This window comes from Nostoc sp. CENA543, assembly GCF_002896875.1.
Classification (GTDB): Bacteria; Cyanobacteriota; Cyanobacteriia; order Cyanobacteriales; family Nostocaceae; genus Trichormus.
Window position 1 is genome coordinate 3,719,832 of the sequence record NZ_CP023278.1, and the last position, 16,415, is coordinate 3,736,246.

Annotated in this window: 13 protein-coding genes; 8 read left to right on the top strand and 5 right to left on the bottom strand. The window is 39.8% G+C overall.

The features are described 5' to 3' along the window. Positions 1–123 precede the first annotated feature (123 nt). From CLI64_RS15360 to CLI64_RS15375, 4 genes are all read right to left on the bottom strand, one after another. Positions 124–2,316, bottom strand: a complete 2,193-nt coding sequence (locus tag CLI64_RS15360; protein ID WP_103138025.1) for a hypothetical protein — start codon at positions 2,314–2,316, stop codon at positions 124–126. Positions 2,317–2,792: 476 nt separating this feature from the next. Further along, positions 2,793–3,986, bottom strand: coding sequence for a hypothetical protein (locus CLI64_RS15365; RefSeq protein ID WP_157943277.1), 1,194 nt, complete (start codon positions 3,984–3,986; stop codon positions 2,793–2,795). A gap of 80 nt (positions 3,987–4,066) precedes the next feature. Beyond that, the gene (locus CLI64_RS15370; protein ID WP_103138027.1) at positions 4,067–4,534 is read right to left on the bottom strand and encodes a hypothetical protein; all 468 of its coding nucleotides are present in this window, start codon (positions 4,532–4,534) and stop codon (positions 4,067–4,069) included. A gap of 152 nt (positions 4,535–4,686) precedes the next feature. Further along, positions 4,687–5,526, bottom strand: coding sequence for a prephenate/arogenate dehydrogenase (locus tag CLI64_RS15375; RefSeq protein ID WP_103138028.1), 840 nt, complete (start codon positions 5,524–5,526; stop codon positions 4,687–4,689). 122 nt (positions 5,527–5,648) lie between these two features. Here CLI64_RS15375 and CLI64_RS15380 point away from each other — a divergent pair, with 122 nt between their 5' ends. From CLI64_RS15380 to CLI64_RS15390, 3 genes are all read left to right on the top strand, one after another. Next, positions 5,649–7,211, top strand: coding sequence for a pentapeptide repeat-containing protein (locus tag CLI64_RS15380; protein WP_103138029.1), 1,563 nt, complete (start codon positions 5,649–5,651; stop codon positions 7,209–7,211). A 165-nt stretch (positions 7,212–7,376) separates the two neighbouring features. Beyond that, on the top strand, positions 7,377–7,964 hold the full coding sequence (locus tag CLI64_RS15385; RefSeq protein WP_103138030.1) for a DUF1517 domain-containing protein: 588 nt from the start codon (positions 7,377–7,379) through the stop codon (positions 7,962–7,964). Positions 7,965–8,153: 189 nt separating this feature from the next. Beyond that, positions 8,154–8,666, top strand: a complete 513-nt coding sequence (locus tag CLI64_RS15390) for a L,D-transpeptidase (RefSeq protein WP_103138031.1) — start codon at positions 8,154–8,156, stop codon at positions 8,664–8,666. 692 nt (positions 8,667–9,358) lie between these two features. Here CLI64_RS15390 and CLI64_RS15395 read toward each other — a convergent pair. Further along, positions 9,359–10,264, bottom strand: a complete 906-nt coding sequence (locus CLI64_RS15395; protein ID WP_103138032.1) for a metallophosphoesterase — start codon at positions 10,262–10,264, stop codon at positions 9,359–9,361. Between the two features lie 124 nt (positions 10,265–10,388). Between CLI64_RS15395 and CLI64_RS15400 the strand changes: the two genes are divergently transcribed. The 5 genes from CLI64_RS15400 (at position 10,389) to CLI64_RS15420 (ending at position 16,415) form a co-directional block, all read left to right on the top strand. Beyond that, positions 10,389–11,294, top strand: a complete 906-nt coding sequence (locus CLI64_RS15400) for a hypothetical protein (RefSeq protein ID WP_103138033.1) — start codon at positions 10,389–10,391, stop codon at positions 11,292–11,294. Between the two features lie 484 nt (positions 11,295–11,778). Beyond that, the gene (locus CLI64_RS15405; protein ID WP_103138034.1) at positions 11,779–13,521 is read left to right on the top strand and encodes a Mu transposase C-terminal domain-containing protein; all 1,743 of its coding nucleotides are present in this window, start codon (positions 11,779–11,781) and stop codon (positions 13,519–13,521) included. A 78-nt stretch (positions 13,522–13,599) separates the two neighbouring features. Next, on the top strand, positions 13,600–14,436 hold the full coding sequence (locus tag CLI64_RS15410) for a TniB family NTP-binding protein (RefSeq protein WP_103138035.1): 837 nt from the start codon (positions 13,600–13,602) through the stop codon (positions 14,434–14,436). Further along, on the top strand, positions 14,436–14,939 hold the full coding sequence (locus CLI64_RS15415; RefSeq protein ID WP_103138036.1) for a TniQ family protein: 504 nt from the start codon (positions 14,436–14,438) through the stop codon (positions 14,937–14,939). The genes CLI64_RS15410 and CLI64_RS15415 overlap by 1 nt, the downstream gene beginning before the upstream one ends. 465 nt (positions 14,940–15,404) lie before the next feature. Then, positions 15,405–16,415 carry an AAA family ATPase gene (locus CLI64_RS15420; RefSeq protein WP_103138037.1) on the top strand — a complete coding sequence of 337 codons (1,011 nt, stop codon included), beginning with the start codon at positions 15,405–15,407 and terminating at the stop codon, positions 16,413–16,415.

Consider the following 16,415-nt stretch of genomic DNA (forward strand, 5'->3'; position numbering starts at 1 on the left):
TTGAAAATTGGTCATGGGGAATGGGGCATAGGGCATTGGGAATTGGGCATGGGGCATTGGTATAGAATTTCTCCCCCTACACCCTTACACCCCTACACCCTTACACCCTTACATCCTCACTCTTCACCCTGGTAGGCGATACATCATAACTTTGCCTTTGGCATTTTCCTCTACAAATACTAGATACTCACCATTTGAGCGTCGAAAGGCGCGAATACCATAGGGTACATCAACCCAGCCGCTTTCCCCGGCGACTTCTGCTCCCGGTGTTAGTATTTGTAGTTGCTTTCCGGTTGAGGCTTGATAGACATAGACTTCTGCTTTTTTACTGGCTACTGCAAAAACTCTGTCTCCCGCTACATCCATTGATTTAATGTGAAGTTTGGGGTCGGTGTTGGGATTGTAAGGTAAGGCTATCCGCCAACGTAAAGTTTTCTTTTTACTCCAGTTGTCATAACGTACTATCTCCGTACCGACTAGACCCCAATCTCCATCTACATTGGGACGCTCAGTGGTATAGCCACCTAAATACATGACATCTTGTTGGGGAATATACTTGATTCTGGTCAGGGTTTTAAAGGGTGCAGGCATGGGTATTTTCTCGCCAGTACCTTGACCATAAATCGGACAGCCATTTTTATCTAATTTCTGATAAGGATAGTGTTTGATGTAGCCAGCTTCGGCAGCTTGCCAAATATCTCCTTTGCTGTCAACTTCCCAACCCCATACAGAACCATCTTCTGCACCAAGGGTTTTATATTCGTTGCTTTGAATTGCACCATCACCATTAATATCACGCCATAACCAGCTACCATCTTTGGGTTGATTAGGTGGCCATTTGAGATGGTTTTTACCAAAAATTCCACAGGGGACAGCAATTTCACCATCAAAACGGTAGATTAACAGGCGTTCTGCCATCATTTCTGAGGAAAGATACATTAAACGCTTGCCACTGAGACGACGAACAAAGGCGGCTGTGGGTGTGGTGTGTAGTCTCCCATCGTCAGGATAACGAAATTTATCTAAGGTATAGGCTTTATATGTCCATTCTTTACCACTGTTTTTGCTGTAGTCCATGACGAAGTGTTCATTTTTAGTAAACACATCTTTACCATCACTATCAGGATCAGCGTCAGCATTATCTAGGAACTGTAAACCTAATAAACGCCACTGGAGTTTTCCGGCGGGAGTGAATTTCCTTAAGTCTGCACCGGTGTTATTAAAACCGTTATTACTAACGTAAATATTACCGGCTTTATCTGTGCCGACTCCAGTAATACCGTACAGTTTTGAGTCTTTGACCTGACCACGAATATTGCTATAAATTCCGCCTTTGTCGCCAAAGTTGCCGATTTTTACTGGTTTATCGGCAACTTTGTAAATTAAAATTTGCTGATTTTGACTATTATCTGCTACTAACAGTTGACCTTGGGGATTAAAGGCGATCGCAGTTGGTTTGGCGACATCTGTAATTTGTGCTAGTTGCTGTCCTTGGGGAGAATAACGGACAATCTTGGCTTGATTTTGGTGATTTTGAATCACCCATACATTATTTTGTCGGTCAATGGCGATCGCGCCTGGTTTGGTGACACTAAAACTGCGTAGTTCTTGCATGGTATCAGTGTTGAAAACACGGACGCGATTACTAGCCAGATCACTGACATATAATTCTTTCCCAATAGTGGCTAATCCCGTCACTTCATTTTCACTATTGATGATCAGCATACTTTTATCCCAACCACGCCCCCCAGTAAAAGGCGCAGGTTTTCCAGACAAGTCATAGCGTCGGACACAATACCAAGTTGTCCCCTTTGGCGGATAATCATCCTCTGGTTTCCCTTCATGACCTTGCTGCATAGCTATATAAAGGTACTGCTGATTACCTGTAATCGCCATGCCTCCTAGCCTTCCCCAGCCATGCAAGTCATCAAATTTACCAATAACATCGCCATTTTGATAAATACCAACTTCTCGGCCTGCTTCATCCCAATGACTATTGATGTAAACTTTACCTTCCGGTGAAACATACATCCCCGCCATTTGAATTTGTACCCACTTGCTACCACCAAAAGTATTACCTATCCAAGATGTTTTATAAGATGGTTTGGTAGCTACTTTATAAGTATTGGTGGGTAATTTATTTAAAGTTCCAGATATAGAATCCCCTATGGGTGTAACAATTATTCCCACTACTAAAGCGAGTATAAAAAGATATATTTTCAAACCCCGAAAGTGTTTATTTCGAGATAGTTTTTTGATATACTGACTACAGTTTTGTTGAAGAGTAATAAACTGTGTTCCTAATCGTTTTTCCATAGTTTATTTCAGTTATTAGCGGTTTTGATTCATCTAGCACCCGAATTACTCTGCAATTCAAAGGCTGACAGATATTTGATGTATGCAACTGAATAATTAAGCTAATTTTTGGTAGAACACGTACATAAACTAACAGATGATGACTAGAAACTTCTTCCATTCACAAAAGTTTTATTAAAATCACATAATTAATTTAAATAAGTAAATGTATAAATTGAATCTATTTGTAGTAAAAGCAACGAGGCTAAAACCCTCTTGCACCCTGTTCACAAAGAGGTTGTTTGCAAACTCCCAGGGGATGTATCAAATACTTTTATATCCCCTAAAATCCCTTTTCAAAAGGGCGACTTCGATTCTAATTATTTCCTTTTTTCAAGTGTGGTTATGGGGAATTAATAAGTGTTAAAAAATACAGTCAACCACTTTTCAAACATCCTGGCAAGTCAACAGAGTAAGATATACTTTCTCCGTTTGCTTCACACCTTGTAAAATTTTCTCACTGGTGTTTTAATGATGTTGCCAATTTGCGCTTTCAATCTCAGTAAGCGTGAGGAAAGGGGAAATTTAAAATTACGTTCTTGAGCAAAGGAGACAATTTCCCTGATTAATGGATCGTTGCTCTGGAGTACCTTGTAAGCAATGTATTTTTCCCTCTCTTGAGCATAGGCTTTTAAATCGAAGATATTAGCATAATGCTCGATACTTCCTGCTATTTCTAAAGTAAGCAAGGTTCTCATACATTTAAAACAAGTAGAACAGTTATAAGCTCTGTCAGCGTGAACACAAACATCTAGTGTCTGATATGAATCCTCAATATTAGCAACACGAATTGTTTTTTCTACACGAGTGTATTCACTATCTACAGAAAATGCGTCTAGGACTTCAGTGGACATTAGTGGCAGTGTCACCGCATCACTATAACCCATGCCGTTGCTAGCACCGATATAAATGTCTGTATAAGTATAAGCAGATGCGTACATGAAACGCCCAATTCCACGCTGCAACAGTAATGCGACTGAGGCGTTACGCGGAGTATGAGTTTGCCGAAAATTAAAGCCTTTATAAAAACTGTCCAGGTTGGAATTAACTGCAATAAAAGGTAGTTGAATACGTTCTGCTACCATCGGTTTTAATCGTGCATAACGTTCTCTGAATAAACGTTCAGCACCTCCACCATGTGAGCCAACATTATTATATAAAAGATGTGTAACCCGAAAACCTGGTGGCACATTTTGTTTATAGTGATGATCTGCAAGTACAGAAAAAGAATCAATACCAGCAGAAAAACCAGTCGCTACGCCATCAGCTCGCAAAGATGCAACTTGAACATCTGATGGATAAACGTTAACCAAGCGTAGAGATGGCAAAATGATCTGCAATATTTTTTGATATCGACTAGACAAGTTGTAATACAGTTTTTCAGAAATTGTTCCTGATATATAAATATCCTCTCCTCTTGCCATTGCAGGAATGAGAAGTGCTACTAAAGCTGCATCAGCACGGTCTGAGACAAGATTAGCGTATTCTTCATCAACTGCATACCACAAGGTTTTATTACCGTCTGAGAAATCAATATTGACACGATAAAAAATATAGTTGTCTTGCTGTACAACTTCAGGTTTATTAATTTTCATGAGAGATATTAAATAGACGGTTTTTGCATATAACAAGTAAATTTTATATCTTTATCCTGAAATTTAAGCATTTAATTATGGTGCGTTATCGTGCAAACGCACCATATTTTACAAGTTTAAAACTGCACTGCTTGAGCTGTGCCAACCAAAGAAGTCGTTTTATAAATCTGAGTTTGCCCTTGATTAAATCTAGTCGTCAGAGAAAAACGATTAATTGTTGTGATCCCATTGGTAGTAATTGGTGCTTGGTTGCTTTTTCCTAAATTCACCGCAGGTAAAAGTAAACTAAATGTGGTAGGATTACCTTCTAAAGTTTTCCCAGTGCTTACTGTCACCAATGTTCCAATCTCTAGTCCTACAGTACGGATTTGATCCCCTGTAAAATGTAATGTTTGTTGTCTGTCTTGGTAGTCTAAGCGTGGTCTACCATCAAAACTAGTGGTTGAGTAGGTAACTGTAATCCCTTCGCCTCGAAGTTCATACAAAGTTGGTACTTGTCCTTCTAATGCTTGAACTGGTAATACGGATATTGTGGACAAGCCAAGACCTATGGTGAGTAAAGGAATGAGGTTTTTTTTGTTCATGGTTGAAAATCTATAAATATTTTTCCACGAGTTATTTAACAGGTCTTAAATTTCTATTTATGCAGATTGAATTGTAAATTTTATTTACATAAAAATTCCTAGCTGTCTGAAGAAGCTAGGAATCTCAAGGATCTTCATAATGTACTACGTAACTAATCAACAAAATTAGGTCTAGCTTGGCTAGTTGATTCTAGTCTTGTTGTTAAAGCTGTCCAATTTTCCTGCTCAATTAGATTAATTAATTCATCAAGATTTTGGCGATATTTTTGTAGTGAAATCAACAAGGCTTGACGATTATATTGCGCCATCATCACGCCTAATTCTGGATTTCCTCCACCAACGCGACTAGTATCCCGAAAACCGGAACTAGCGAGATTTTGGGCTAATTGTAAAACTTCTGGGTCAGTTTCACTCATACAGCTTGCGATCAACGAAGAACTGATCATAACTGGTAAATGAGAAATCCAACTGACGGCGCGGTCATGTTGTTCTGGCTGACAATGATAGATATTAGCACCGAGCGATCGCACAATTTCTTCTACCTGCGCTACAGCATCGGGTGGCGTTTGTGATGTTGGTGTTAATACATAGGGTCGATTGACAAATAATTTTTTTTGTGCGGCTTCAATTCCACTATCAGTAGTTCCCGCCATTGGATGACCGCCGATAAAATTTGCCCATATAGGGGAAATAGCTGTTACAATGGGTGCCTTTACTGAACCTACATCCGTAATTACCGTACTCGATTTTAAATGCTTAATTAAATGCTCAACTTGGGGAACAATAAGTCCAATAGGTGTACAAACAAAGATAACTTCTGCGGTTGCTAACAAGTTCATGTTTACAGATGCTACATCGACACTACCTAAAGCTACTGCTGTTTGACAGGTAGATTCCTTGCGACTGACACCTAAAACATGATGACCTTGCGATCGCAAATCATAACCCAGTGAACCACCAATCAATCCCAATCCTAAAATCCCTATTTTCATCTTTAACTATGTAAGCTGATTATTCTTATTTTCCGTCTACTTGAACCAATATAGGGAAAGGGGAGCAGGAGAGAAAAACTAATGACTAATGACTAATGACTAATGACTAAAGGGTAGCATCAATGAATGTAGAGGAATTGCTAGAAAAATATACAAGCGGAGCAATGGACTTTAGCGGTGTTGACCTTTCAGAAGCGAATCTGAGCGGGGTCAAACTGAGTGGTGTGAACCTTAGTCATGCGAATTTGAGCGTCGCTAATCTAAGTGGAGCTAATCTCAATGGAGCTGATTTAAGCCATGCCAAATTAAATGTAGCTAGACTTAGTGGTGTCAATCTCTCCAATGCGATTCTCAATCATTGTTGTTTAAATGTAGCTAATTTAATTCGTGCTGATCTGAGCCGCGCGCAACTGCGGGGAGCTTTATTAGTGCGCGCGGAATTAATTCGTGCAGAACTGAGTCGTGCTGATTTGTTTGAAGCTGATCTCAAAGGAGCTGACTTACGGGAAGCCACACTGCGCCATGCTCATCTCCGTAACGCCAATCTCTCGGAAGCAATCTTAAAAGGTACTTCCCTAGCGGGGGCTAACCTAGAAATGGCTAACTTCAATGCAGCTGATTTGAGCCGTGCTGACTTAAGCAGCACTAATTTGCGAGAAGCTGAACTAAAACAAGCAAATCTAGCTCAAGCTAACCTGAGCGGTGCAGATTTGAGTGGTGCTAACCTGCGTTGGGCTGATTTAAATGGAGCTGATCTGAGTTGGACGGATTTAAGCAACGCCAAATTGAGTGGTGCCAGTTTAATTGGAGCAGACTTAAGTAATGCTAATTTAACCAATGCTAGTTTAGTCCATGCCAATTTAAGCCAAGCCAAATTAATTAAAGCAGAATGGATAGGTGCTGACTTAACTAGTGCAATTCTCACCGGTGCAAAACTTTACTCTACACCAAGGTTTGGTTTAAAAACGGATGCTTTAGTCTGTGAATGGGTGGATTTAAGCCCTGAAGGCGATCGCACTATTATTCAAAGATTTGATATAGAGGATGTCCGCGATTTTTTTAATGAAACGCCGCCAACTATTTGTATTGTCGTTGATGCAGCCCTAGAATCAGAAGCCAATTTTGCTTTAGCCGGTGCTTACTACCACATCGCGCAAGAATATCAGCTATGCAAACAACCCCCTAGTATAGAAGTAAGTCGCCGCCGTACAGTCATCACCTTTCGAGTAGATAGTGATGATACCCTATTACCTACCGCTTGTATGGCGATTCTCCCCTTTCGAGATGTAGCCAATACGCAAAAAAACATTTACACAATGGTAGACACCATAGGGAAAGAAGATATATCTCTTTTGGATCTAAACACACTCCAAAGGGCGAAGCAATTAGTAGCCCCTATCCAGGAAGCTATAGTTCAGGCGAAAGCCATTAGACAGGTAAAAAGAAATTTGGAATTAGCAGCCAAAATTAATTTCTTTAAAGCTGCCACCCAAACCATCTTAACTAATTCCAGTGGTCAAACTCTGATTGTGCATCACAACCCAAATTTTGGTAAACGATTTATTAATGCTGCCGATCATGTTAACTTTTTAGCTGATTTATCTAGTGAGTCACCTACACCCACACTACCACCCATGAATACAGTGATTGATTTTGTCAAAACTTTTCACTATGTCAATGAGTGAGTGGGGGACTGGGGACTGGGGACTGGGGACTGGGAAGATGGGGAAGTGTGGGGAGTGTGGGGAGTGTGGGGGGAAAGATTTCTTCCCTATCCTCCCACACCTCCCACCCCTCCCGCACTTCTTGCTTGCCCTATACCCTTATATTCCGATGGGAGATAGAAATAGATGTCTGGTATCTTCAACAAAATGATGGGGCGGACTCGTTATGTAGTCTGTCGGATATTTCTGCACTTGGCGGGATCAGAAATCGCGCCAATTTTGGGAGAATTAAATAGAATCGCTAGAGATGCGATCGCCTCTGAAGGTGATATGCAAGTCATGGGCGAGGGTCTAGTAGACCTGTGCGAAACTCTGGTGCGATACGATGAGTATTGGCTATCAGCATCTAATGAAGGTGATGTCTTCTGGAGTGAAGGGGAAGCCGGAGACTACTTCAACGAATTATTTAGTGATTCCGCCGAAAGATATGGTGCTGATTTAGACTTAGATGCTAGTTCCAGTCAACCTCTATCACTCCCCACCACACGTAATATTGTAGTGATGATCACAGTGGCTTTTGAAGGAGAAGTCCCCGACATAGAAACAGACTTAGCAAATATCCAGGCGTTAAAGGAAGGATTAAAAGCCTTAATTAATCTACACTACAACCACAAACTCAGAGCCATTCAAGTTCATTTCTCTCCAGCCAGATTAGGTGATGAACTCACTAACGACGAGTTGTTGCAATATTATCCAGAGTTAATTCCGTTGTAAGGGATGGGGACTGGGGAATGGGCAGGGGGCAGGGGGCAGGGAGATAAACTAGTGACTAATGACTAATGACTAATGACTAATGACTAATGACTTCTCTCTGTAATTTTCTGGATGAAATTTTTACCAATGTACGGTTATATTTGATGTCTCAAAAACTGGTAAAAATTTCTTTGTCTCCGTGCTTCTACCATGAAAATATTCACTTTTCAGAACTGGACACGCTGCTTAAAACTATCTATGGTTGGTGCATTATTGTCACTTAGTACCATTAGCATGAGTTCTGATGCAGCTTGGGCTGGTGTCATTAGCCAGAAAATTACAGCAAGTATACAGAATCTGCAAAAATCAGATGAACGCTGGATTCAGATTAATCTTTCTACACAGAGATTAATTGCTTGGGAAGGTAATAAACCAGTGTATGCGATCGTAATTTCCTCTGGTAAGAAATCTACACCCACACGTATTGGTACTTTTAAAGTTCAATCAAAGCATAAAGTTACCCGAATGCGCGGTAGAAATTATGATGTCCCCAATGTTCCCTATGCAATGTTTTATGATGGGAATTACGGTATTCACGGTGCTTATTGGCATCGGAGATTTGGTACTCCAGTTAGCCACGGTTGCGTAAATCTTGCACCTAATCATGCTAAATGGTTATTTAATTGGGCTTCTTTAGGCACATCAGTAATTATTCAAAAATGAAGGTTTAAAAAGACGCGATAATCCGCGTCTTTAAATATGAATTTATAACTCAACATAGTTGTAATTACCTAATGGGTAAATTGGGAAAATATGGAACCTAAGAACAGTAACCTATTCAAATAGGTAATGTAGAAATACTAATATTAAGTTCGTAGTAAGGACTTTAGTCCTTTTTTTATAACTAAATTTATCACTAAAAAAATAATTATTATACCTCGCTATAATTAAATTATATTTTGATATTGAAAAAACTCTAAAAATATATCAAAATTGCATAACTTGTGAACAATTGCCCTCACTTTAAGGTAATGGCTTTTACAGCATTTAAAGCTGCTCATGAATTATGAATAATGAGGAAGCCGTGAGTGAGGGATAGGAAAAGATGGTGAATCAGAATCTAGTCAGCCTGATGAGTTTTATAGCTGCTATCGGTTTCAGTGTTGGCGCAATCACCATAATTCAATCTATGAATATACCTGTTCTTGTGACTCTCAGTGCTTCTTTATTTAGTTGTTTTGCTTTAATAGTTTTTATTCTGATATACAGTCTAGTGTCCCATTTCAAATGAGAGCGGAATTTAATTACATATTACTTGTGGAAATATCAGGGCGATCGCTAGGAAAATTTACTACTTCAACTTAGTACCTAATCATAGCGATCGCCTGGGTAATCTGGATGTTAAACTTAAACATTTAGCTGAGTTTGATTACACCCCGATCAAAGACGCGATGATTAGTACCAATAGCAACGACTTCGATTTTATCGGGATAAACATCATAGGCAGCAAAGCTTAAATTACTGGTAGAATACTCCGTCCATTCTGAACGACTGACAGGACGATTTCCTGCACCTGCACCACAAATTAAATAGGTAGTTCCATCGATAGCGCGAGTGCGTTCGTAACTATGTTCATGTCCATTGATATACAATTGCACACCATATTTTTTAAATAAGGGTGTGAAGGTTTTAATAAACTCAGAATTGCTCCCATAGACACCAGAGGAATAAATGGGATGATGTCCAAAAACTATTTTCCAAGTAGCATCACTACTACTTAACTCTTTTTCTAACCAAGATAATTGATTTTGCCAATCAGCATTACCATTGGTGTCTAAAGCAAAAAATTGCACCCGTTCTCGACGAAAAGTATAATATCTGCGTCCGTTCATATTAAACCCAGGATATTTGACTTGCGGTTCGCCGTTATCAGTGCGAATGTCATGATTACCTAGACAAGCTTGAAACTTTACACCACGTTTGAGTAAATCTTGATAGGGACGTTCAAAAACAGCTTGGACTTTTTCAATTTCGCCGTTGTTGTAAATGTTATCACCTGCTAACACCACTAAATCATAAGGATTGCGCTGGTGATATAGCGTCATCGCCTTAGCTACAGCATACTGTCCCTTGGCACCAGTACCAGTATCGGCTACAGACACAAACCGCAAGAGTAAATTTTTCTTCGGTGGTGTAGCTGCGGTGACAGAATCTATCAGTTGCTTACGGCCATTTTGATGAATTAACGTCCAAGTTAACACTCCACTACCAACGGTGCTGAGACTACTTAACAATAAAAATTGCCGACGGTTGAGTTTCATCACACACTAAATTTTCATAATTTGTAATTCGTAATTGTATTATGTAGACGCAGCTTTAACATAGGGTAAGAATACAAATTGCTAGATAGTTGTAGATATAATCTGTGCTTTTGGTGAAATTTCCATGTCACAAGACAAACCTCCTGAACCAACAAATAAGTCTTCGTCGAGAAGTCAACCCCGCCAAAGAACAGTCCAACCTATTTGGAAGGGGATAATTATTCAAATTCTCAGGGGAACAATAGGAATATTAGAAACCACCGTAGAACAACTAGAAACTCCATCTACTGAAACAACAATAGGATTTTGGCGATCGCTAGAATCTAAATGGAGTAGATTTTTACTTAAGCAAGTCCGTCCTTTTTTACCATCGAATCTATCTACAAAGGTGACGGATACAGCTTTGACAGGAATCATTGCTAGTGTCTTGGCTGTAATCGTCGTGTGGACAACTACGACTGTACTCACCAAAAAACCCACTCAAATTGCAACAGTTCCCCCAGCACAAGAAGTTCCCACACCCACACCCACGCCTACAACAACACCAACACCACAAAGCACTACACCACCAGAACCACAGCCACAGCCATCAGCAGAAGCCACACCCACCCCAGAAGCAGAACTAACTCCAGAACCAGAACCGACACCAGAACCCACCCCAGAAACCACCCCAGAACCAACGCCAGAACCAACACCAACCCCAACGCCAAGAATAGAATTAACCCCAGAACAAAGACTAATTGCAGCCATTGAAACTCAAGTGGCAGAAATTAGCGATGCTTACGTTTCCGGCATCATAGAATCAATTCAAGCTAACTTCCGCAGCAGTAGCTTGACTGTGAAAATTAAAGATGATTGGTACAATCTCCCAGAATCCCAGCAAAATCAATTAGCCGCAGACATATTACAGCGTTCTCAAGAATTAGATTTTGCTCATTTAGAAATTATCGATTCTCAAGAGAGATTAGTCGCACGTAACCCCGTTATCGGAACTGAGATGATTATTTTTCAACGCAGGACAACAATTTAATTTTGGTGGCAAGTAATTTGTCGTTTGAGGTTTTTGACAAATAATATGTCGCCACGGTCAAATAATCTGTCGCTGTACAACTGTCGAATAACTAATTATTTGTCGTCTTAACAAAATAATGTCATCAAATATAAAAACATCAAAAACGTTGCTACATAAGTGTTTGCAGCGTTTTTTAATATGCAAAGGATAAATAGTTTATTTAACACTTTAATTGTCGTGTATTTCAAGAATAACAAAATAGATGTCGTCTTTTATAATTTTACATTTTCCAAGATTTTCTGATTTCGTAACAGATTAGCTGTCGCTTTTTCGCTCGAATAGTGGTATTATAACTTTATTTAGTACATATGTACTAAATAATACATCCTTATACCGAAAAGTTGCCGCTTCCATTGAAGGGTCAACTGCTTTAGGAAGTTTGGATGTTCTCGCACAATAGCGAGATTGTTATTACTGTTTTGAGCATGAATCAATTTTTTCTATGGATGAAATGCCCATCGTCAATCAAGACGACGAATCTCTGCCTTTTGAAAACAACGATGATGTAGATGAAATTCAGAATGATGAACCAGAAGAAGCAAACGTAATTATCACGGAATTATCGGCTGAGGCAAAACTCAAAATGGACGTGATCCAAGGTTTGCTTGAACCATGCGATCGCAAAACCTATGGTGAGAAGTTAAGAGCAGCAGCAAAGAAACTGGGCAAGACTGTGCGAACAGTTCAGCGTCTAGTCAAAAAATATCAACAAGACGGTTTATCGGCAATTGTTGAAACGCAGAGAAATGACAAAGGTAGTTATCGAATAGACCCAGAGTGGCAAAAATTTATTGTTACCACTTTTAAAGAAGGGAATAAGGGTAGCAAAAAAATGACTCCTGCTCAGGTGGCGATGAGAGTCCAAGTCAGAGCAGAACAGTTAGGTTTACAACAATACCCTAGCCACATGACAGTTTATAGGGTTCTCAACCCTATCATTGAACGTCAAGAGCAGAAACAGAAACAGAGGAATATTGGATGGCGAGGGTCACGAGTCTCACATAAAACTCGTGATGGGCAAACATTAGATGTGCGTTACAGCAACCATGTTTGGCAGTGCGACCATACAAAGTTAGATGTCATGTTGGTTGATCAGTATGGTGAAGCATTAGCTAGACCTTGGTTCACAAAGATTACAGACAGTTATTCTCGCTGCATTATGGGTATTCATGTGGGCTTTGATGCACCTAGCTCTCAAGTGGTTGCTCTAGCTTTACGTCATGCTATTTTGCCAAAGCAATATAGTGCAGAATATAAACTTATTAGCGACTGGGGAACATACGGCGTACCCGAAAATCTTTTCACTGATGGTGGTAAAGACTTTCGCTCGGAACACTTAAAACAGATTGGTTTTCAATTAGGCTTTGAGTGCCATTTACGCGATCGCCCTAGTGAGGGCGGTATTGAAGAACGTAGCTTCGGCACGATTAATACAGAATTTCTCTCTGGTTTCTATGGCTATTTAGGTTCCAATATTCAGGAACGTTCTAAGACAGCAGAGGAAGAAGCTTGCTTAACTTTACGGGAATTACACCTACTGTTAGTTCGCTACATTGTTGACAACTACAATCAACGTCTTGATGCACGGACAAAAGACCAAACAAGGTTTCAACGATGGGAAGCGGGACTACCTGCTCTACCAAAAATGGTTAAGGAGCGGGAATTAGATATCTGTTTGATGAAAAAGACTCGGCGCAGCATTTACAAAGGCGGGTATCTCAGCTTTGAAAATATCATGTATCGTGGTGACTACCTGGCGGCTTACGCAGGGGAAAATATTGTACTCAGGTATGACCCTAGAGATATTACAACTGTTTGGGTTTACCGAATAGATAAAGGTAAGGAAGTGTTTCTGTCTGCTGCTCATGCGCTGGATTGGGAAACTGAGCAATTATCTCTAGAAGAGGCTAAAGCCGCTAGTCGAAAAGTTCGCTCTGTTGGTAAAACACTCAGTAATAAATCAATTTTGGCAGAGATACACGACCGTGATACTTTCATCAAGCAAAAGAAAAAGAGCCAAAAGGAACGCAAGAAAGAAGAACAAGCTCAAGTTCATTCTGTGTCTGAACCCATCAATCTGAGCGAGACAGAACCACTAGAAAATTTACAAGAAACACCAAAACCTGTAACTCGAAAACCCAGAATCTTTAACTATGAGCAACTTCGTCAAGATTATGATGAGTAGATTTCATTGAATTTACAGGATTTTATTAAACATATTCAGACGTTAAAACGTTATTAATTTTCGACAACAATCAGAATCATGAAAGATGATTATTGGCAGAGATGGGTACAGAATTTATGGGGAGATGAACCCATTCCAGAAGAATTACAGCCAGAAATTGAACGTCTCCTTAGTCCTAGTGTTGTGGAATTAGAGCATATACAAAAAATTCATGATTGGTTAGATGGTTTGCGTCTTTCTAAACAATGTGGTCGAATTGTTGCACCTCCACGAGCAGGTAAATCTGTGACTTGTGATGTGTATAGACTATTAAATAAGCCCCAAAAAAGAGGAGGTAAAAGAGATATTGTACCTGTTTTGTATATGCAAGTTCCAGGAGATTGCTCATCGGGTGAGTTATTGGTTCTGATTTTGGAAAGTTTGAAATATGATGCAACTTCAGGAAAACTAACTGACCTCAGAAGGCGAGTACAAAGGCTACTCAAGGAATCTAAGGTGGAAATGCTGATTATTGATGAAGCAAATTTTCTGAAATTAAATACTTTTAGTGAAATTGCTCGAATTTATGACCTGTTGAGAATTTCAATTGTTCTTGTAGGAACAGATGGTTTAGACAATCTCATTAAAAAAGAACCTTACATTCATGATCGATTTATCGAATGTTACAGATTACCTTTGGTATCAGAGAAGAAATTTTCTGAATTAGTAAAAATTTGGGAAGAAGAAGTATTGTGTTTGCCCCTGCCATCTAATCTCATAAGAAATGAAACTTTATTACCTTTGTATCAAAAAACAGGTGGCAAAATTGGTTTGGTTGATCGGGTATTGAGAAGAGCTTCAATCTTAGCTTTAAGAAAAGGATTGAAGAACATTGATAAAGATACTTTGACTGAAGTTTTGGATTGGTTTGAATAATGGAAATCGGTGCGGAAGAACCTCGTGTTTTTGAAGTAGAACCCCTGGATGGAGAAAGCTTAAGCCATTTCTTAGGACGCTTTCGCCGAGAAAATTATTTAACCTCAAGCCAGTTAGGTAAATTAACTGGACTCGGTGCAGTTGTTTCGCGTTGGGAAAAGTTTTACTTTAATCCGTTTCCTACTAGACAGGAGTTGGAGGCTTTGGCATCTGTGGTAAGAGTCAATGCGGATAGATTAGCCGATACCTTACTACCCAAGGGGGTGACGATGAAGCCCAGACCAATTAGATTATGTGCTGCTTGTTATGCAGAAGTACCTTGTCATCGAATTGAGTGGCAGTATAAAGACAAAATGAAATGCGATCGCCACAATTTACGCTTATTAACGAAGTGTACTAACTGTGAAACGCCTTTCCCTATTCCCGCAGACTGGGTACAAGGCGAATGTCCTTACTGTTTTTTGCCGTTTGCAACGATGGCGAAGCGTCAGAAGCATGGCTAAGAAATGCGATCGCTTGCGGGGATAGATTTTTGTCTAATCGAGTTTTTCGACAGCAGTGAAAAGTTTGAAGAATTTTGGCTAGATTTGTTGCCTGTAGGTCGTATGAGATGCGATTTGCTGGAGTGGACAGAAGGCTAGAATATATTCGAGTGTGAACAGCTTTTTATTCTGAACAGCTTTGTTATGGAATTTTAGTAGCGGTCTAAAATGGTGTCGAGGCGATCGCTATTCAGTTAGTTGAGAATAGTGGCTATATATTCAGTTAGTTGAGAATAGTGGCTATAGTGTAAAGCAACCCATTTACCCAGTACAAAAGTATGTCTTAGCTGTATAACTTGAGGAATGATTCCTGCCAAGTGTAATATTTCAGTGCTATGGTAAATAGCTTTTTGCATTCTTTACCTTAGTAGTGCGAATGTACTATAAAATTAGGGTACACCGAGTATCCAGTTTCGGTTATAAAATATGGCACGCGGCGAAATTCTCAGAAAACTCTTCAGAAGCTTCTCTCGCAATGAGAGAGAAGAGTTTTTAGCTGCCGCTAAGGAACTGATTGAAGAAGAAAGAAATAAAAATCATATATTGCTTGCTAGGGATCTGGAAAAACTGCTTCAAAACGGGAATGGATACACAAAACCCTTAGCTGCTAACCCTAGCCCTTGGAGCCAGTTTCCTGAACCGCCTAAAGATAAGGATACTGGGTTGGCTTTAGTTGAGGTAAAACAATTCGATCTAACCTGGGATCACATTGTCCTCAGCGAAACAATTTTTGATATTCTGCAAGAAATTGTCCTCGAAAACCGTAAGCAAGATATACTCGCAGCTTACAATCTCAAGCCCAAAAACAAATTACTATTCTGCGGGCCACCTGGCTGTGGTAAAACCCAAACCGCAAAAGTCCTCTCCAGCGTACTAGCTCTGCCGCTTGTTTATGTGAACCTAACGGCAGTATTCTCGTCTTACTTAGGTGAAACGGCAACGAATCTTCAGAAAATTTTTACCTACATTGAACAGGGTGAATGGCTTGTTTTGTTCGATGAGTTTGATGCGATCGCCCGCGATCGGGATAATTTCAATGAACATGGTGAAGTAAAACGGTTAGTGAATAGCCTGCTACAACTCATCGATAACGCAACTAATCAAAGTATATTTGTTGCAGCTACTAATCACGAAAAACTCCTAGACAGTGCTGTTTGGCGACGTTTTGATGAAGTGATTTTTTTTGATAACCCGTCGGTTGAACTGCGGACGGCTCTTTTGAGTCGTTATTTATCTGCTATTCGTTATACTGCTATTGATTTGTTTGCTTTTGCTACTCGGCTTGAGAATGCTACTGGAGCAGATATAGAGCGTATATGCTCTGATGCTATTAAAGCTGTGATTCTAAGGGGTGAACGTACCTTGACTGCTGATGATTTAGAAGTAGCAATAGGCCGTTTTGTCACAAGACAAAGTATAATAGCAAACTCAAGATAA